Source organism: Lysobacter capsici, from assembly GCF_014779555.2.
Lineage (GTDB): Bacteria > Pseudomonadota > Gammaproteobacteria > Xanthomonadales > Xanthomonadaceae > Lysobacter > Lysobacter capsici.
In genome coordinates this window covers 4,139,725-4,157,001 of record NZ_CP094357.1, presented here as the reverse complement: position 1 = coordinate 4,157,001, position 17,277 = coordinate 4,139,725, and the positions used below count along the sequence as shown (strand labels likewise).

13 protein-coding genes are annotated in these 17,277 nt (G+C 66.9%); 9 read left to right on the top strand and 4 right to left on the bottom strand.

What is annotated here, in order from left to right; genetic code table 11:
* Positions 1-24 precede the first annotated feature (24 nt).
* From hflK to IEQ11_RS16895, 5 genes are all read left to right on the top strand, one after another.
* Positions 25-1,134, top strand: a complete 1,110-nt coding sequence (gene hflK / locus IEQ11_RS16915; protein WP_191823831.1) for an FtsH protease activity modulator HflK — start codon at positions 25-27, stop codon at positions 1,132-1,134.
* Positions 1,131-1,994 (top strand): protease modulator HflC, encoded by an 864-nt coding sequence (hflC, locus tag IEQ11_RS16910; protein WP_036114122.1) that lies wholly within the window; start codon positions 1,131-1,133, stop codon positions 1,992-1,994. The genes hflK and hflC overlap by 4 nt, the downstream gene beginning before the upstream one ends.
* A 6-nt stretch (positions 1,995-2,000) precedes the next feature.
* A complete protein-coding gene (locus IEQ11_RS16905; protein WP_036114125.1) occupies positions 2,001-2,192 on the top strand; it encodes a DUF2065 domain-containing protein in 192 nt (63 codons plus the stop codon).
* Between the two features lie 1,210 nt (positions 2,193-3,402).
* Entirely contained in the window at positions 3,403-5,172 is a 1,770-nt protein-coding gene (locus IEQ11_RS16900; RefSeq protein WP_191823830.1) for a hypothetical protein, read from the top strand.
* 367 nt (positions 5,173-5,539) lie between these two features.
* The gene (locus IEQ11_RS16895; RefSeq protein WP_036114191.1) at positions 5,540-6,832 is read left to right on the top strand and encodes an adenylosuccinate synthase; all 1,293 of its coding nucleotides are present in this window, start codon (positions 5,540-5,542) and stop codon (positions 6,830-6,832) included.
* 82 nt (positions 6,833-6,914) lie between these two features.
* Here the strand turns inward: IEQ11_RS16895 and IEQ11_RS16890 are convergent, their stop codons facing one another.
* Both IEQ11_RS16890 and IEQ11_RS16885 read right to left on the bottom strand, forming a co-directional pair.
* Positions 6,915-7,916 (bottom strand): XVIPCD domain-containing protein, encoded by a 1,002-nt coding sequence (locus IEQ11_RS16890; RefSeq protein ID WP_191823829.1) that lies wholly within the window; start codon positions 7,914-7,916, stop codon positions 6,915-6,917.
* A gap of 29 nt (positions 7,917-7,945) precedes the next feature.
* Positions 7,946-8,392, bottom strand: coding sequence for a hypothetical protein (locus IEQ11_RS16885; protein WP_191823828.1), 447 nt, complete (start codon positions 8,390-8,392; stop codon positions 7,946-7,948).
* A 139-nt stretch (positions 8,393-8,531) separates the two neighbouring features.
* Here IEQ11_RS16885 and IEQ11_RS16880 point away from each other — a divergent pair, with 139 nt between their 5' ends.
* Positions 8,532-9,479, top strand: a complete 948-nt coding sequence (locus IEQ11_RS16880) for a glycoside hydrolase family 75 protein (protein ID WP_191823827.1) — start codon at positions 8,532-8,534, stop codon at positions 9,477-9,479.
* Positions 9,480-10,790: 1,311 nt separating this feature from the next.
* Complete coding sequence (locus IEQ11_RS16875; RefSeq protein WP_191822194.1) at positions 10,791-12,695, top strand: DUF11 domain-containing protein; 1,905 nt, start codon at positions 10,791-10,793, stop codon at positions 12,693-12,695.
* A 54-nt stretch (positions 12,696-12,749) separates the two neighbouring features.
* Here the strand turns inward: IEQ11_RS16875 and IEQ11_RS16870 are convergent, their stop codons facing one another.
* Positions 12,750-15,599: a type 2 lanthipeptide synthetase LanM family protein gene (locus tag IEQ11_RS16870; RefSeq protein WP_281439944.1), complete on the bottom strand. Its 2,850-nt coding sequence runs from the start codon at positions 15,597-15,599 to the stop codon at positions 12,750-12,752.
* Between the two features lie 144 nt (positions 15,600-15,743).
* Positions 15,744-15,902 carry a hypothetical protein gene (locus tag IEQ11_RS16865; protein ID WP_157754082.1) on the bottom strand — a complete coding sequence of 53 codons (159 nt, stop codon included), beginning with the start codon at positions 15,900-15,902 and terminating at the stop codon, positions 15,744-15,746.
* A 208-nt stretch (positions 15,903-16,110) separates the two neighbouring features.
* Between IEQ11_RS16865 and IEQ11_RS16860 the strand changes: the two genes are divergently transcribed.
* Together IEQ11_RS16860 and IEQ11_RS16855 are read left to right on the top strand one after the other, a co-directional pair.
* Positions 16,111-16,356, top strand: coding sequence for a hypothetical protein (locus IEQ11_RS16860; protein WP_191822193.1), 246 nt, complete (start codon positions 16,111-16,113; stop codon positions 16,354-16,356).
* 234 nt (positions 16,357-16,590) lie between these two features.
* Positions 16,591-17,247: an ankyrin repeat domain-containing protein gene (locus IEQ11_RS16855; protein WP_191822192.1), complete on the top strand. Its 657-nt coding sequence runs from the start codon at positions 16,591-16,593 to the stop codon at positions 17,245-17,247.
* The last annotated feature ends 30 nt before the right edge of the window (positions 17,248-17,277 follow it).

Sequence of the window (17,277 nt, the reverse complement as noted above, 5' to 3'; positions counted from 1 at the left end):
GCGTCCACTTCTTTAGGAGCAGGCATGGCCTGGAACACCCCCGGCAGTGACAATTCCGGCGACAACCGACCGTCGCGGCAACGCAAACCCCAAGGCCGCGGCCTCGACGCGCTGATCGATCCGCTGCGCGGGCTGTTCGGCGGCGGAGGCGGCGGCATCTTGCGCTGGGTCGCGTTGCTGGTCGGCCTGTGGATGGTGTTCAACTGCTTCGTGCTGGTGACCGAGCAGGAACGCGGCGTGGTCCTGCGCTTCGGCGTGTTCTCGCGCGTGCTCCAGCCCGGCCCGCACTTCAAGGCGCCGTGGCCGATCGAGAGCGTGCGCAAGGTCAATGCGACCCAGAGCAAGGCCTATAGCGAGACCGTGCCGGTGCTGACCCGCGACGGCAACATGGTCAACGTCGAGATCAACGTCCAGTACCGGATCGAGTCGCCGTACCAGTACCTGTTCGGTTCGCGCGAACCCGAGGAAGTGCTCAAGCAGGCCGCGCAGAGCGCGGTGCGCGAGCAGATCGGCCGCTCCGACCTGGACACCGTGCTCGGCGCGCGCAGCGTGCTGACCACCCAGGTGCGCCAGCGTTTGCAGGGTTCGCTCAAGGATTACGAGACCGGCCTGACCGTCACCGAGCTCAACCTGCCCAACGCGCGCCCGCCCGACGAGGTCAAGGACGCGTTCGACGAAGCTCAGCGGGCCAACGCCGACAAGACCACCTCGATCAACGAGGCCCAGGCCTACGCCAAGAAGATCGTGCCCGAAGCGCGCGGTAACGCCCAGCGCATCCGCACCACCGCCGAGGGCTACAAGACCTCGACCGTGGCCCGCGCCGAAGGCGAGGCGACCCACTTCTCGCTGCTGGTCGACCAGTACAAGAACGCGCCCGACGTGACCCGCAAGCGGATGTGGCTGGACACCGTGCAGGACGTGCTGAGCCAGAACCGCAAGATCGTCGGCGGCGATTCGCGCCAGGTGCTGTACGTGCCGATGGCCGATCGCAACGGCGTGGCGGTCACCCCCGGTCCGGTCAGCGTGCCGCTGACTCAACCCGAGTTGCTCAACCCGGTGACCGCGACCGAAAGCACCGTGCCCTATGTCGGCCGACCGACGCGCCCGAAGACCCGTGACGAGGTGATGCGATGAGAGTTCCCGCCCTGATTGCCGCGGGCGTCGCCCTGCTGTTGGCCCTGATGGGGTCGATGTTCGTGGTCAACGCCGGTCACAGCGCGATGATCTTCCGCCTGGGCACCGTGGTGCGCAGCGACCTTGGCCCCGGCCTGCACTTCAAGTGGCCGCTGATCGAAAGCCAGCGCGTGTTCGACCTGCGCCTGAAGATCCTGCCGGCCGAGCCCGAGCGTTACCTGACCGCCGACAAGCTCGACGTCAGCGTCGATTTCTTCGCCGTGGGCCAGATCAAGGATATGCGCCGTTTCTTCCAGGCCACCGGCGGCGACGAAAGCGTCGCGGCCGAGCGTCTGGCGCCGATCATCCGCGATTCGCTGCGCAACGAGATCAACTCGCTCAAGCTGCTCGACGTGGTCAAGGGCGATCGCGAAGCGGTGATCGGCAAACAACTGGTCGCGATCAACAAGGGCGCGGCGACCCTGGGTGTCCAGATCAAGGACATCCGGATCAAGCGCATCGACCTGCCGCAGGACAGCAACGTGCTGGCGTCGGTGTACAACCAGATGAAGTCGCAGCGCCTGCAGGTCGCCAGCCAGCTGCGCGCCGAAGGTTTCGAACTGGCGCAGGCGATCCGCGCCACCGCCGACCGCGACAAGACCGTGATCCTGGCCGAAGCCGAGCGCGACGCCCAGCGTTCGCGCGGCGAGGGCGATGCCGAGGCCACCCGCATCTACGGCATTGCCGCCAACAAGGACCCGGCGTTCTTCGCCTTCCAGCGCAGCCTGGAGAGCTACCGCAAGTCCTTCGCCGACGGCCAGAGCGTGATCGTGCTGGACCGCGACGATCCGTTCCTGCAATACCTCAAGTCCGATCGCTGATCGGACATGGCCGGTGAACTGATACGAGCGCTGTGCCTGGTCGCAGTGCTCGAAGGCCTGTTCCTGTTCGTCGCGCCCAACGGCTGGAAGCGCGCGGCCGAACAATTGCAGGCGCTACCCGACAAGCAACTGCGTATCGTCGGCGGCATCGTCGTCGCGGTCGGGGTGATCGCGCTGTGGGTCTTGCGCAGCAGCTGACGCCCGCCGCGCGGTTTCGATAGCCCCTTGTAGGAGCGGCGTGAGCCGCGACCGCGGCACCACGGCAACGGCGTAAATAACGCGAAGCCAGCGCTCACACCAAGCGCCGCGAATGCCCACCTCATTGTCCGGACAGCCCCCTGTAGGAGCGGCGCAAGCCGCGACCGCGACATCACAGGTATGACGCGAGTACCGCGAAGCAAGCGCTTGCGCCAGACGCGGCGATCCAGAGGTTACGACCTAAGCGCAGTGCCGCGGTCGCGGCTCGCGCCGCTCCTACAGGGAGCATCGCGGCAGCGCTTCTCGCTTGAATATCTCGGTCAACAGCCTGGCGTCCGTCGCTTGGATCGATGCGGCAGCTGCCCCCATTGTTCGGACAGCCCCCTGTAGGAGCGGCGCAAGCCGCGACCGAGACATCACAGGTATGACGCGAGTACCGCGAAGCAAGCGCTTGCGCCAGACGCGGCGATCCAGTGGTCACGACCCAAGCGCAGTGTCGCGGTCGCGGCTCGCGCCGCTCCTACAGGGAGCATCGCGACAGCGCTTATCCCGTGAACATTCTGGCCAACAGCCTGGCGTCCGTCGCTTGGATCGATGCGGCAGCTGCCCCCATTGTTCGGACAGCCCCCTGTAGGAGCGGCGCAAGCCGCGACCGCGACATCACAGGTATGACGCGAGTACCGCGAAGCAAGCGCTTGCGCCAAGCGCTGCGATCCAAAGGTCACGACCCAAGCGCAGTGTCGCGGTCGCGGCTCGCGCCGCTCCTACAGGGAGCATCGCGGCAGCGCTTATCCCGTGAACATTGCGGCCATTGGTCTGATGGCGGCCGCCTTCGATCGACCTGCCGCTCGGTGCGCGCACGCTCCACCTCCAGCCCGACTCGCTCACCCTGACTAACCGACTCTCGACGCCGGTCATGCCGCCGCCGCGACCGCCATCACCCTAACGCCGCGGCGAACGCGAAACCTTCCCGGCCTGTCCCGGCTCGATCCCGGTTTCGCCCTGTCGCCATCGCCCGCATGCGCCTAGAAACGGTCGCGGCAGGGATGCGTGCGGCGACGGCAACGGCCGTTCGCGACGCGCGCATCGCGCCGCTTCCGTCGCGGGCGGTGACGTCAGGCCACGCGACTCGCCGCGTTCGCGCGGCGCGTCCCGTCGCCGCGTCGCGACGCATACCCATGCAGCACCTACACGACCATGGAGTCGCGTCATGAAGGAATGCGTACCACTGCGGCGCACCGCGCTCGCGCTCGCCCTGCTGTCGCTGAGCGGATCGGCGCTCGCGGCGACCTGCCCGGCCTACAACCCGTCCAACAAAGCCAACAAGCTGTATCTGGTGTTTCCGACCGCGCCGATCGCGTACCCGTCGTTCGGCTTCTCGGCCGGCTCGGTGACCAACCCGGCCGCGGCCTTCAGCGCCGCCGACCTGCCGAGCTACACCGGCACCACCGCGGCCCTGCGCGGCGCGGTCAAGCACGTGGTCGAACTGGACTACTGCGAATTCAACGTCCAGGTGCTCGACACCACGACCCTGCCGCCGGCGACCTTCCCGCGGCGCAATATCGTCGCGGTGACGACCAAGTCCGACATCGCCGACGGCCTGTTCGGCCTGGCCCAGGCGGTCAACACCAACGACACCACCGCGGTCGACTATTCCTATGTCTGGGGCAAGACCTACCAGGACTGGACCGGCGGCCCCGGCGGCGCGCTCAACGGCGCCAACTCGACCCTGGACCGCTGGGCCAACGCGATCGGCGGCACCGCCGCGCACGAGGCCGGGCATAACTACGGCCTGGCCCACAACACCATCGTCGGACCGGGCGAGGACACCTACAAGCACCACGTGATGCCCGCCGGCGGCAGCCTCACCGCCGAGGACCGCGCCGGCTATCGGCGCCATTTCAGCGACAACGAATTCTCGATCCTGGCCGCCAACCTGGGCCTGTCGCTGCAGACCATGTGGAACTGGGACCTGGTCAACCCGAACGCGAATCCGGCCCACAGCCTGGAACTGCGCGTGCTGTATCCGCTCGCCACCGCGCCGACCATCGACTGGTTCTACGGCGGCTGCAACAGCCCGTGGATCACCCCGACCGTGACCGGCCCGGTCGGCCCGTCGGAGACCTTCCAGGGCGGCACCTACTATCCCTACATCGTCAAATGGAGCACGCCCAACCCGAACTGGGCCACCGGCAGCTGCGTCGGCCTGCCGGGTCCTCCGGGCCAGGCGCCCGGCGGCGTGCTGTTCCACATCGGCGCTTCGTTCGCCGGGGTGAACTTCAACCTGTCGACCTTGAATCCGATCGTGATCAAGGACATCACCCTGCGCGACAGCGCGAGCAATCCGCTGGCCTTGAACCCGCGCCTGCACGCCTTCGATGCCGGCACCCTGGACACGATCAACGGCAACCTCAACCTGGGCGTGTTCAACGTCGCCGGTCCCGCCGCGGTGCCGCTGCAACTGCAGAACCTGGAAGTGCGCGAACTGCCGCGCGTGCTGGCGCTGGACCAGATGGTCGCCAACGGCCGCATCGCCGATTTCACCGGCGAGCCGTTCGAACCGTGGCCCAACACCACCCGCACCCTGGTGCGCGAGAGCACCCTGTCGCCGGGCAAGGGCATCAGCGTGCCGATCGCCAAACTCACCCAGGCGCGCCACGTGTACGAGGTGATCACCGCCGACGACTGCAAGCGCGCGCAGTCCGACAGCTTCCTCAACGGTCCCGACACCGCCGACTGCCGTCCGGGCACCAGCATCGACCTGTTCCCGTCGACCACGGTCTACTTCACCGCCAATACGGTCGAGCCGAACGCGACCTACTGGGATCCGGCGAAGCGCGCCTACGTCAATGGCCCGCTGACCTCGCGCACCTACTACCAGCTCAGCGGCCGTCGCCTGGACCAGAACAAGAACGGCGTGGACGACTACGTCGACGCGCGGGCGCAACCGCAGCCGGCGCCGCAGACCCAGGAGAAGTAAACCGCGACACCGCTTGAGGTCGCCGGGCGCGTCGGACCGCCCGGCGACGGCGGGCCCGGCGCAAGGCCGGGCCCGCGTTTTGCTCCGTGGCCGGACGGGTCGTCGGCCCTGGATTACCGGGCCGACCAGGGTTCTGCGTGGCCTGTGCATGAACAAAGCCACGCAGATGCCGCCGATCCGGCCAAGATCGGACCGATTTGGGGTGGCCTTGGCCCCCCGAAGTCCGGATAATGCACAAAAGCCGGACGGGGCCATCCCCGCCGGCTTTTTTCCGTTCATGGCCCTGTGGCGCGGCATCGGCTGCGACTGGACCGGACGGACCTCGCGGCAACCGCCGCTTCAACAGCAAGCGCAGGAGTTTGGACTCATGGGTCAGTCAGTCGTCGTTCTCGGTGCCCAGTGGGGCGATGAAGGCAAGGGCAAGATCGTCGACCTGCTGACCGAGCGGATCGGTGCGGTGGTGCGTTTCCAGGGCGGCCACAACGCCGGCCATACCCTGGTGATCGGCGGCAAGAAGACCGTGCTGCACCTGATCCCCTCGGGCATCCTGCGCGAAGGCGCGCTGTGCCTGATCGGCAACGGCGTGGTGCTCAGCCCGGCCGCGCTCAAGAAGGAAATCGGCGAGCTCGAGGAAACCGGCGTGGAAGTGCGTTCGCGCCTGAAGATCAGCCCGGCCACGCCGCTGATCATGCCGTACCACATCGCCCTGGATCAGGCCCGCGAGAAGGCCGCCGGCGGCAAGGCCATCGGCACCACCGGCCGCGGCATCGGCCCGGCGTACGAAGACAAAGTGGCGCGTCGCGGCATCCGCGTCGCCGACCTGCATTACCCGGCCCAGCTGGCCGAACTGCTGCGCAGCGCGCTGGATTACCACAACTTCGTGTTGACCAAGTACCTCGGCGTCGACGCCGTCGACTATCAGCAGACGCTCGACGAAGCGCTGGCGTTCGGCGAATACGTCGAGCCGATGAAGTCCGACGTCGCCGGCATCCTTCACGACCTGCGCAAGCAGGGCAAGCGCGTGCTGTTCGAAGGCGCGCAGGGTTCGCTGCTCGATATCGATCACGGCACCTACCCGTACGTGACATCGAGCAACACCACCGTCGGCGGCGCGCTCGCCGGCACCGGTGTGGGCGCGGATTCGATCGATTACGTGCTCGGCATCGCCAAGGCTTACGCCACCCGCGTCGGCGGCGGTCCGTTCCCGACCGAACTCGACGACGAAGTCGGCCAGGGCATCCGCGATCGCGGCCAGGAATACGGCGCCACCACCGGCCGTCCGCGCCGCTGCGGCTGGATCGACATCGTCGCGCTCAAGCGCGCGGTCGCGATCAACGGCATCACCGGCCTGTGCATCACCAAGCTCGACGTGCTCGACGGCATGAAGACCTTGAAGATCTGCATCGCCTACGAATACCGCGGCAAGCGCACCGAATACGCGCCGCTGGACGCGGCCGGCTGGGACGAGTGCACGCCGGTGTACCTGGAATTCCCGGGCTGGGACGAAAACACCCACGGCATCACCGAGTGGGACAAGCTGCCGCCGGCCGCGCGCGCCTACCTGCGCGCGCTGGAAGAACTGGCCGGCTGCCAGCTGGCGATCGTCTCCACCGGCCCGGACCGCGACCACACCATGGTGCTGCGCGATCCGTGGGCGTGAGTTCGCCGCGATAGTTGTTACGAAAAACCCCGCGAAAGCGGGGTTTTTTGTTGCCGAACGGATCGTCGCCCGCGATGCGGCTTCAGCGCGACATCGAAGCCTGCTGCGATGGCTCGGCCGGGCTCTGGCGCGCGTTTTCGTTCTGCAGCGCCAGAGTCTGGCGTTGCGATTCCTCGACCGGCGTCGCCATGGCTTCGGCGGTCGCGACGATGGCGCGATTGGCGTAAGGGTCCGGACTCGACGATCGCCCCTGCACGCAGATCAGCTCGCCGGCGGCGTGATCGGCGGTGGCGCGATTGGGCGCGACCGCGACGATGCCGTCGAAGCCTTGTTGATAGGCCAGGCGCCCGACGCAGGCGGCCACGCGTTCGCTGTTGCCGGTCCAGGCCACGCCCAGGCCGGTCTCCATTTGAGCGACCGCTTCGTGCGCCTGGGACTGCAAGCGCGTGGCGCGAGGGTCGGACAGCGAAACCGTGGCGTCGCCCAGGGCCGGCGTCGATGCGGGCGTCGTCGACGGCTGCGCCGGCTTCAGCGAGGGCTGCATATCCATCTCCGGAGCAGGATGGAATGTCTTGCTGCCGCTTGCCGCCTCACGTCCGGTCGCCGGTTTCACTTCGTCGATCCAATGCTCGCGGTCGGCGTAGTCGTAGCGGCGCAGTTTGTCCTTGGGATCGAGCAGGTAATAGGCCACGTCCGTGCGATCGCCGAACTGCTTGCGCGCCACATCCCAGTCGGCGGGGTTGTCCTTGTCGTGGGGCCGCGACGACGGCAGCCGTTCCATCGCCTGCGCGGTGGATTTGTCGAACTGCATGTCGACATTTTTCTGCGTATGGTTGTGCACCACGGCGAGCACCTTGTCCTTGCCGCCGGCCGCCGCGATGGCGTCGCTCAGCGGCGCCGAGTTGTAGCTGCCCTTCGAGAACAATTGCGTGGTCTTCAATTCGTCGCCGTCCTTGTACACCACGGCGACGTATTCGACCTTTTCGTGATCCTTCTTGGCCTCGATCTGCCTGGCCAGATCCTTGGCGAGCTCCTCGGTCTGGGCCAGGTCCGGGTTGGTGTTGTTCTGTCCTATCTTCGCCATGGCGGGCTCCTTGCGTTCGATGGCTGGAATCAATCCAAAAACTCTAGGGTTCCTTCGCGATGCACGATGAATTTCAGGCGCGGCGAGCGCGCGATACTGCCGTCGTTGCGATCGACGAAACGCAGCTCGATCGACGCGCCGCCGCCGCTGCAGGTCAGCCAGGGACGCTCCTGATACGCCTCGGCGGGAATGCGGCGGTTGATCTCATCGATCCAGCGCTTGGCGAGCGGTTTGGCGCCGATGCGCAGCTCGCTGACTTGCGAGCGATAGCCGTGATCGTCCACCCACTGGGTCGTGCCGGCGATGCGGAACTTGCCCGAAGGCGGGCAATCGAATTCGAATTCGTAGCGGGTCGTGGTTGCCGCGGTGTCTTCGCTCGGATCGGCGCTCGACGATCGGGCGTCGACCGCGGCGCAGGCGCTGAGCGCCAGCAGCGACAGCAGAAGTATCGATCTTGCTGGAATCGATCCGAGCATGGGCATGCGTCCTTGGCCGCGCCGCTCGAAGGTGCGGCGCCTTGAAGTGAACCCCGGCCGGTATGGCCTGTCAACGAGGCTTGGCCGGCCCGAGCCCGCGCCGGCGTTCTCCTCAAGGTCTGGGCACAAGGAGCGCGCCATGGCTGCGCATTCATCATTCGCCGTGAAACGCTGGCTGCCGTTGGCGGCGTTGATCGGGATCTACCTGTCGGCGATCGCGCCCGCGCGCGGCGCGCAATGCGACATGCGCTTGTCGTTTCAGCAGGCCGACGGCAACGCGCGCGGCGGACGCACTGAGGTGTGGGCCGATGCGAACGCGTCGTCGCTGTTGTTCGTCGAAGGCTTGAACGTCAACACCGACGGCACCCGGCGTTCGTACAGCGTCGACGATTTCTGGGGCGAGCGGCATGCGCTCAATAACTTGTGCAATGCGATGAGCGACGGCTGCGCCGGCTTGTCCAGCGCGCAACTGCGCGCGCGCCGCATCGCCACCCAGCAGGCCGCCGCCGCGGGTTGGCCGGCCGATCAGCTGCGCGCCACCAGGATTTCGCCGTCGATCATTCCGTTCCGCAACGGCAAACCGTGTCCGCCGGTGGACGGTTTCCTGGTATCGGCCACGGCCTTGCACGCGCCGGCCGTCAATGATGTCTGCGACATCGCCAATTACGTCGATGCGCTGGTCACGCCGGCGCTGGTGATTCCCAAGCGTCCGTCGGCATTCGCCGGCCGCGCCAAGGTCGGCGATCTCGCGGTGGCGATGGTGCCGGGCAGCGCGCGGCCGGTATTCGCGGTGATCGGCGATTCGGGTCCGTCGGGGCAACTCGGCGAGGCGTCGATCGCCTTGAACGGTCGTCTGCTGGGGCGCGAGGCGCCGCCGCAGAATTATCTGGAAGTACGCGGCAAGCGGCCGTTCGTGGGGCGCGGCTGGACCGTGCCGAAGGCGGTGGTATTGATCTTTCCCGGCAGCGGCGATCGCGCTGCGCCGTTCATGACGCCTGAGCGGATCGATCCGGCGGCGATGCGGCGGTTTGAGGCGTGGGGTGGGGTGGAGCGGTTGTCGGCGTGCGTGGCCGATTACGAGCGTTGATGAGGTTTCAATTCGGGATTCGAGATTCGGGATTTGAGATTTAGGCTGTTGCTTGAGCCTGAAGCCGCGCAGTTCATCCAGCGCTGCGACGCTTGGAACTCGCGAGAACAACAGCACACCCGAAGGGCGGCGCACATGGATGTGCGCCGTGCGCCACCGGGACAGGATGTCCCGTGTGGCGCATGCCCGCGAATGCTCCGCACGCGCGGGCCTTTGATTCAAAGAAAAGCGTTTTTCTTTGGTTACCTTTCTTTTGTCGCTTTTGACAAAAGAAAGTAACTCGGCCGCTTGCGGACGAAAGCTGTTGATCTTGCCTTTGGCTCCAAAAGCTCTAGAGCTTCAAAGCTTTGAAGCCTTTAAAATCTGCAAGCAGGATCAAAAGCGTTCCGCCGCTAAAGCGGCGGGTCACTTTCTTTTGTCTAAAGCAACAAAAGAAAGGTAACCAAAGAAAAATGCTTTTTTGTGAATCAAGAGCCCGCGCGATCGATGCAGACGCGGGCACGCGCCACACGGGACATCCATGTCCCGGTGGCGCGCGACGCGCATCCATGCGCGTCGCCCTTCGGGTGTGCTTTTGCTAACGCAAGTTACAAGCCTCGCAGCGCTAGTGGTGCACTGGGACTTCAGGCTCAAGCAGAAGGTGCATGGCCTACCTGTAGGAGCGGCGTGAGCCGCGACCGCGAAAATGCAATTACTACGCAGGCAAGGTGGCCGAAGAAAAATACCTCGTTGTTGATCAGCTGCCCGCAAGGTCGATGCAGACGCGGGCACGCGCCACAGTGGTGCACTGAGACTTCAAGCTCAAGCCGAAGCCCCATGGCCTACCTGTAGGAGCGGCGCGAGCCGCGACCGCGAGAACGCAACCACGGTGCAAACCTCGACGTCGCCGAGATGTCGCGGTCGCGGCTTGCGCCGCTCCTACAGGTAGGCCATGTGGCCGCTCGCCCGCGTGCTTCAAATGACGCGCGATAGGTGGATCCGCGGCGGGCTGAGTCGAGCAGCGGGAGCCTTCGGCCCAGGCCTCGGCTGAACAGGGGACTCCCCCGGTCGAAGACCAAATTTCCCAAGATGAATGCGGCCTCCACGTCCCCGAAGCCCCATTCATGTTGCTTCCTTGCAACAGAACACTCACATCTTGGCTTATAAAATGCGACGTACGACACATTTTGTGTCGTAAATCACCACATCAGCGTTCGGCGCCAGCCGTTCGACGGTAGGGGGTTCACCCGAGGCCTGCGGTCGCAGCCAGGGCAGCCGCCGTCGTACGGGAGCGGAGCGGGCGATCGCTGCCTACAGGGGAGTACGTCGTTGATGATCCAGTCTTCCACCCGGCGCACGCCGCATGGGCGGCGCCGGTTCGGTCTGCTCGCGTTGATGGCGCTGGCCGCGATGCCGGCGCAGGCGCAGGTCCAGCGCACCTTCGTCAATCTGGGTTTCGAACAGCCCGATCTGGGCACCAATGCCTGCGTGGGATTCTTCGCCGGGCCGCAACAGGTCACCGGTTGGAACACGACCCATCCGTCCGGCGTTACCGGCGGTTGCGGTGTCGTCGGCAATCCGGCCAGCGGTCCGCTGATCGAATTGTGGGGCAACAGCTTCGGTTCGGTGCCGGCGCGCGCCGGCAAGCAGCACGCCGAACTCAATGCCAGCCAGGCCTCGCGCATCTTCCAGAACATCTGCCTGACCAACGGCGAGGTGATCAGCTGGCGGCTGAGCCATCGCGGCCGCAATTCGGCGACCACGCCGGACGTGATGAGCTTCGGCATCAATGCCATCGCCAGCACCGCGGTCGCGGTCGACAGTCAGATCGCGCGCATCGGCACCACCAACAACGGCAGCGATCGGGTCGATACCGCGGGCACCGCGTCCTCGGCCACGCAGGGCACGTTGACCATCGGCGCCACCAGCAATGGTTGGCGCGATTACAGCGGCAGCTTCACCTATGCCGGCGGCAGCGGCGTGCAGCAGGTCGGCTTCGCCGCCGACAGCAGCAGCGGCGGCATTTCGCTGGGCAATTTTCTCGACGAAATCCAGATCACCCTGCGGCCGTACATCGAATTCGTCGCCACCAACGTCGCCACCCGCGAAGGCCAGGCCGCGGTCCTGCCGCAGCTGCGCATCATCGGCACCGTGCCGGCCGGCGGCATCGTCGTACCGGTGCGGATCACCGGCGGCACCGCGACGCTCGGCAGCGATTTCACCGTCACCTCCGGCAGCGGCAATACGGTCAACGTGGCGATCGCGGCCGGCACCTACGACAACGCCAGCTTCGCCTTGCCGGTCGCGATCGTCGACGATGCGGTAATCGAGAACAACGAAACCGTCGTCTTCACCGTGCAGCCCGATCCAACGAACTACACCCTGACCTCGACAACGACGTGTTCGGCGGCCGCGGGCCAGACGGTGGCGACGTTGACGATCAGCGACAACGACGTCGATCTGACGACCACCAAGTCGGTCGCCGACGCCGCGCCCGCGCCGGGCGGCGGCACCCAGTTCACCGTGACGTATCGCAACAACACCGCGCGTCCGACCGTGGGCGACACCACCGCGCACGATGTGATCGCGAGTCTGTCCGATGCGGTGCCGGCCGGTCTCACGTTCACCTCGTGGACCTGCACTGCGAGCGGCGGCGCGACCTGTCCGGCTGCGAGCGGCACCGGCGCGATCGGCGGCAACGCGAATCTGCCGGCCGGCAACGGCGCGGCCGGTGGCAGCCTGAGCTACACGATCAACGCCACGCTCGGCGCCGGGCAATGCGCGGCGATCGCCAACGTGTCGACCATCGCGGCGAACGCGCCCTTGGCCGAAGGCGGTTCGGCGCAGAGCGGCTTCGTCACGCCCGCGCCCGGCGGCAACGCCGACAACCGCGCGAGCGCTTCGGTCGATGCGGTGTGCGTGTCGTTGTCGCTGAGCAAGAACGACAGCAACGTGAGCTACACACCCGGCGGTCTGGCCACGTACCGATTGCGCGCCTGCAACACCGATGGCCCGGATGCGGCCAACGGCGCGACCGTGAGCGACAACCTGCCGGCAGGCGCGACCCTCAGCGGCCCGTGGACCTGCGCGAGCGCGGGCGGCGGCGGCAGTTGTCCGGCCAGCGGCGGCGCGGCCGGCGGCAACAGCGTGCAGATCAGCGGCGCGGTGCTGCCGGTCGGCGCCTGCATCGAGGTCGACGTGCCGGTGCGCTTCAGCGCCAATCCCGCCGATTATTGAGGCATGGCCATGGCTGCGATCGGCGGATGCCGACGCAGCTGCGGCGTATCGCAGTCACTGCGTCGCGATGAGCTGCGGCCCGGTCGAAAGCATCAGCACGCAGGCCGCATTCGCCGGATCGGCGAGCCGCAGGCAACCGTAGGCGACGCCGGCCAGGCCGACCATCAATCCCAGCGGCCGTTCGCGTGGCGAGCGGCCGCCGCAATGCCAGTGCGGGTGAATCTGTTCGATCAAGGAAGCGCCGATTGCGCGGCACTCGGCGAGGGCGTCGCGATCGCGGCGCAGCGCGGCGTGCTGGATCAGCAGATCGAGATTGCCCCATTGGCCGTGACACAGGCAGTGACCGCCGCTGAGTCCCGACTGGCGCGTACTGGCGATGCATTGGCGAACGTCCTCGTGCCAGGCCGCATCGCGCAGCGATTCGGGCAGCAACAGTCTCGCGAAACCGACGCCGGGCGCGCCGTGACACCACGAATGGATGTCGCGCGCGCTGTCGGGCTTGTCGTCCGATTCGGCCGCAGGTTCGAACAGGTCGTACCAACGCTGCCCGCGCTGTCGGTAAGCATTGCGTTCGTAACGCAGCGCGTCGCGTGCGAGCTGCAGCGCGGTCTTATCGCCGCTGAGCGCCGCGTGGCCCGCCAATGCGGCGCCGATGCCGGCATTGCCGTGGGCGAAACCGCTCAGGCCGCGATCCGGCGAGGCGGGGCAGGTCCACCAGGCGCCGTCGTCGCCGTGCTGCGCGTGTTCGATCAAGTGCGCCGCGCAGGCCTCGATAACGGCGAGTGTCCGCGCGTCCAGGCGCAGACGTTGCAGTTCCAGCAACACCAGCAGCGCGCCGGCGGCGCCGCTGATCAGGTCCAGATCGCGGTCCGTGGCGATGCGTTCGGCGATCCATGGCACGACCGCCGCGGCTTCGTCCAGCAGGTCTGCGCGCTGCCAGCGTCGCGCCAATACCAGCAGCGCATACATCCAGCCGCTGCATCCCGACCACGGGCCGACGGACGCAAGCGCGCGCGGGTCTTCGCGCAACTGACGCCGGCACGCGGCCAGCGTGGTTTCGGCGGCGCGGGTGAAGCGGGGCAGGCCGCTTTGCGCGCCCAGTTCGGCGAACATCAGCATCACGCCGGGCAGGCCTTCGTACAAGGTCAGGCCCATCGGCGCAAGCGAGGGCTCGGGACGGTTGCGGTATTCGGGTTGGAACCAGGCGCGTTCGCCGCGGCCGTTGAACGACAAGCGCAATAGTTCGTCGCCGAGGGCGATGGCGGTATCGAGCGCAAGCCCGCGGTGTGCGTCGTCGTCGGAATCGCTTGCCGCGCGGGTCTGTGCGCAGTCGCGCTCGGGTTCGATCGCCGACCACGGGCGCAGGCTTTCCAGCGATTGCGCCAAGGCATAGGTCTGCCGTTGGCGATCGCGCTCCGACAGGATCCGCAGCCGACGCCGCGCTTCGTCGCGACCGCTGCGCGCGAACACCGCATCGATGCGACGGCCGTCGCCGTCCTCAACATCGGTGCCGCCGACGGCGATGGTGAAGCGCGGCACGTCGCCGCGCAGCAGCGCGTCGCGCTCGGCGGCCTGGGTGCGGGCGAGGAACGGCCATTCGCGCTGTCCGACCTCGAGCCGCGCCAGCACCGCGTCGCGTTGCTGCTGCGATTGCAGATGCTGCGGATGCGACAAGGCATCGAGCAGGCGCGCATAGATGTGGGTCGAGCGCAGCAAGGCACGCGTTCGCAGGCTGGCGAACGGCGCCAGCAGTCCGTCGTCGAAATCGAGCTTGGGTTTGAGCCGCAGCAGCCCGCGATAGGTTCGGTCGAAGCCGTCGACGATGGCCTCGCTGTGCAGATGCGGCGCGATCCGGCGGCCGTCGGCGTAGTGCGGCAGATTGCGTCCCGGCGGCGCGACCGACTCGGTCGGCGCCAGACGCAGTTGATCGCTGCCGGCATCGACCGCGCATCGCGTGTCGAAGCGGTATTCGGCCCAGGCCAGGCCGCTGAGGTCCTGCGCGCCGGCTTCGTTGCGGCCGCCCGGCAGCAGGCCGGAAAACACCACCGACGGTGCGTAAGGGCCGATGGATCGGGTGGCCGGCTGCGATGCGGCGGCGCGCGTCATCCACGGCTGCAGCACCGTTTCCAGATCGATCACGATCGGGTATTCGCCGCAGGCGATCAGGTTTTCCAGATGCAGGTCGGTGCAAGCCAATGCATATGCGATCGCGGTCAGGCCGCCGTAGCGTTGGTAGTAGCGTTGCGCGGCCTGCTCGTCGGCGAGCGGCCGGTGTTCGATCCAGGCGGCGTAGCCATGGTCGCCGCGATCCAGGGTCGTGGCCGCGGCTTGCACGGGTTCGATGCCGTGTTCGGCCAAATGCGCGAGGAATGCCGCATAGGCGCCGTCCATCGCCAGCGAACGCGGCTTGTACAGGGCGCGCCCGTGTTCGAAACGCAGATCGATCACGCTGCCGCCGTGATCGTGACGATCGCCCAGGCCGCAGTCGAAGTCGAGCAGGCGGCCGGGCGCGTCGTTGTGCGCGAACAGCGGCGCGAGTTGCGCGCGATCCGCAGTCAGTCGCTGCGCGAATCGGCTCAGGAAGGTTTCGGTGCGCAAGGCCTGCGCGGCGATATCGGCGCTCAGCAGGCGATAGCGGTCGTCCAGTTCGCGCCGGCCCGCGGCGCTGTCGATCCAGTCGAGAAAATACTCGTGACGTTGTTGCGGCGTATCGCCGAGCAAGCTGCCGCGATGGCGCGCGATCGCCAGTTCCAGCAGCAGGCTGCGTTGGCTCCAGGCCAACGCAGGCGCCGCGAACGCATGCTCGATGCTCGCGCGCAGACGGTCGAAGTCGAAGGCATGCCGATCGCGCAGCGCATGGCCGCGCCACTGCGCCAGGCAGCGCTCGCGCGCCGGCGCGACGATCGGTTCGGCCCAGCGCAGCAGCGGCCGCAGGGCCGGGTCGATGGAGTCGTGTTCGTGCGGAAGGATCGGGGTATCGCCGTAGGCCGGATGCCAAGCGGGCTGCGCCTCGCGGTGCAGCCCGCATCGATCACAGGAAGGCCGGGTTCACTCGCGGCAGTTGTGGCAGCTGGTGTAGACGCAGGACAGGCTGAGCAGGTTGCTGGACAGGTCCACCAGCTTGTCGTCGCTCAGATCGGGCGAGCCGATGCTTTCGGACAGCAGACGGTTGAGGACGTCCTGTGAGATTTCCGCATTCATGGGCATGAAACTCTCCTAGCAGTGCGTGGTACGAACCGTTCGCGACGACGCGGGCGGGTTCGCGTGGCGTGGTGATGCGATGTGCTGGACGGTGAGGCTTGCAGCGTTTCGCGCATCCGTCCGTATGCGCAAAACGATCGACCGCGCGTTTTTATCACGTTGACACCATGCATCCGCGCGCGGCATCACAGAACGTCACCGTGACGGTTTACGCATGACGTCAGTCATCTTCGCGAGCTGCGAAGCGCATGCGCTGCCGGTGTCGCTGGCGACTGGCAACTGGCAACCATGGAGACATGGCGCGCGGCGAAATCCGATCGCGGCGCATGCGATCGCGCGCCGCATCGCCGCACGCCTGCCATGTTCGACGGCGATGCTGATGCGAGGGCGACGGTCGCGTCTCGGCGCGGCGAAACCCGCGAAGCGGTCGCGCATTCATCTTGCCGTCCGTCCAATTTGACCGGTGGCGCAGCTGAACTGTGACCGGCGTCAGCTTGTCAGCACGGCATGTGCCGGCGGGTTCTTGTTAGGCTCCCAAAGCCACGGTACGTAACCGTATGTGCTCGTCACTACGGCAGGGGAAAGTCACCGTGCGCGTCGCTCGATCTCCCGCCCATTGGCGGGGAAGTCGCTACACGTCCCGCCTGTCGGTGGGCGTAGGGGTAGTCCAGCAGGTGCTCAGGAGGAGTCCAGAATGGCAGCGGTAGATATTCATGAAGTATTCGCCGATCCGGCGGTGGCCGATCTGGCCGAAGCCGTCGCCGACGGCGAAGTGGCCGATATCCGGCGTCTGGCCGAAGGCGTGGATTTGCGCAGCCACGGCGACAAGAACGTCACCTTGCTCGAATGGGCGGTGCTCAACAAAAGTCTCGACGGCTTGAACGCCTTGCTCGATCTGGGCGCCGATCCGGCGCAGCCGGGCATCGACGGCAGCACCGTCGTGCATCTGGCGGCGATGGCCAACGATCCGGCGTATCTGGACGCATTGCTCGCGCACGGCGCCGATCCGGACACCGTGCATGCGCATACCGGCGCGACGCCGTTGAGCGCGGCGCTGATGGGCGAGCGGCCGGCGCAGTTCAAGCGCTTGCTGGCCGCGGGCGCGCAGGTCAATCACGCCGACCGCATGGGCAACACCGCGTTGCACGTGGCCGGCAAGATCAATCAACCCAATCACGCGCTGACGCTGTTGCAGGCCGGCGCCGACGCGCGCGCGCGCAACGCCCAGAACGTCACCTTCCAGCGTTATCTGTTCATGACCCCGGTCAGTGTGTTGAACGCGACGACGCGGCAGGATCGCGATGCGCTGATCGCCTGGCTGGGCGAACACGGTATCGCGGTGGAAGGTTGAAACCGCGCGGGCGCGACCGGCGCGAACGAT

What these genes read in the sequence shown, in the direction of transcription:
- hflK (WP_191823831.1), top strand. Translation starts at nt 25, where the DNA reads ATGGCCTGGAACACCCCCGGCAGTGACAATTCCGGCGACAACCGACCG.
- hflC (WP_036114122.1), top strand. Translation starts at nt 1,131, where the DNA reads ATGAGAGTTCCCGCCCTGATTGCCGCGGGCGTCGCCCTGCTGTTGGCC.
- IEQ11_RS16905 (WP_036114125.1), top strand. Translation starts at nt 2,001, where the DNA reads ATGGCCGGTGAACTGATACGAGCGCTGTGCCTGGTCGCAGTGCTCGAA.
- IEQ11_RS16900 (WP_191823830.1), top strand. Translation starts at nt 3,403, where the DNA reads ATGAAGGAATGCGTACCACTGCGGCGCACCGCGCTCGCGCTCGCCCTG.
- IEQ11_RS16895 (WP_036114191.1), top strand. Translation starts at nt 5,540, where the DNA reads ATGGGTCAGTCAGTCGTCGTTCTCGGTGCCCAGTGGGGCGATGAAGGC.
- IEQ11_RS16890 (WP_191823829.1), bottom strand. Translation starts at nt 7,916, where the DNA reads ATGGCGAAGATAGGACAGAACAACACCAACCCGGACCTGGCCCAGACC.
- IEQ11_RS16885 (WP_191823828.1), bottom strand. Translation starts at nt 8,392, where the DNA reads ATGCTCGGATCGATTCCAGCAAGATCGATACTTCTGCTGTCGCTGCTG.
- IEQ11_RS16880 (WP_191823827.1), top strand. Translation starts at nt 8,532, where the DNA reads ATGGCTGCGCATTCATCATTCGCCGTGAAACGCTGGCTGCCGTTGGCG.
- IEQ11_RS16875 (WP_191822194.1), top strand. Translation starts at nt 10,791, where the DNA reads ATGATCCAGTCTTCCACCCGGCGCACGCCGCATGGGCGGCGCCGGTTC.
- IEQ11_RS16865 (WP_157754082.1), bottom strand. Translation starts at nt 15,902, where the DNA reads ATGCCCATGAATGCGGAAATCTCACAGGACGTCCTCAACCGTCTGCTG.
- IEQ11_RS16860 (WP_191822193.1), top strand. Translation starts at nt 16,111, where the DNA reads ATGACGTCAGTCATCTTCGCGAGCTGCGAAGCGCATGCGCTGCCGGTG.
- IEQ11_RS16855 (WP_191822192.1), top strand. Translation starts at nt 16,591, where the DNA reads ATGGCAGCGGTAGATATTCATGAAGTATTCGCCGATCCGGCGGTGGCC.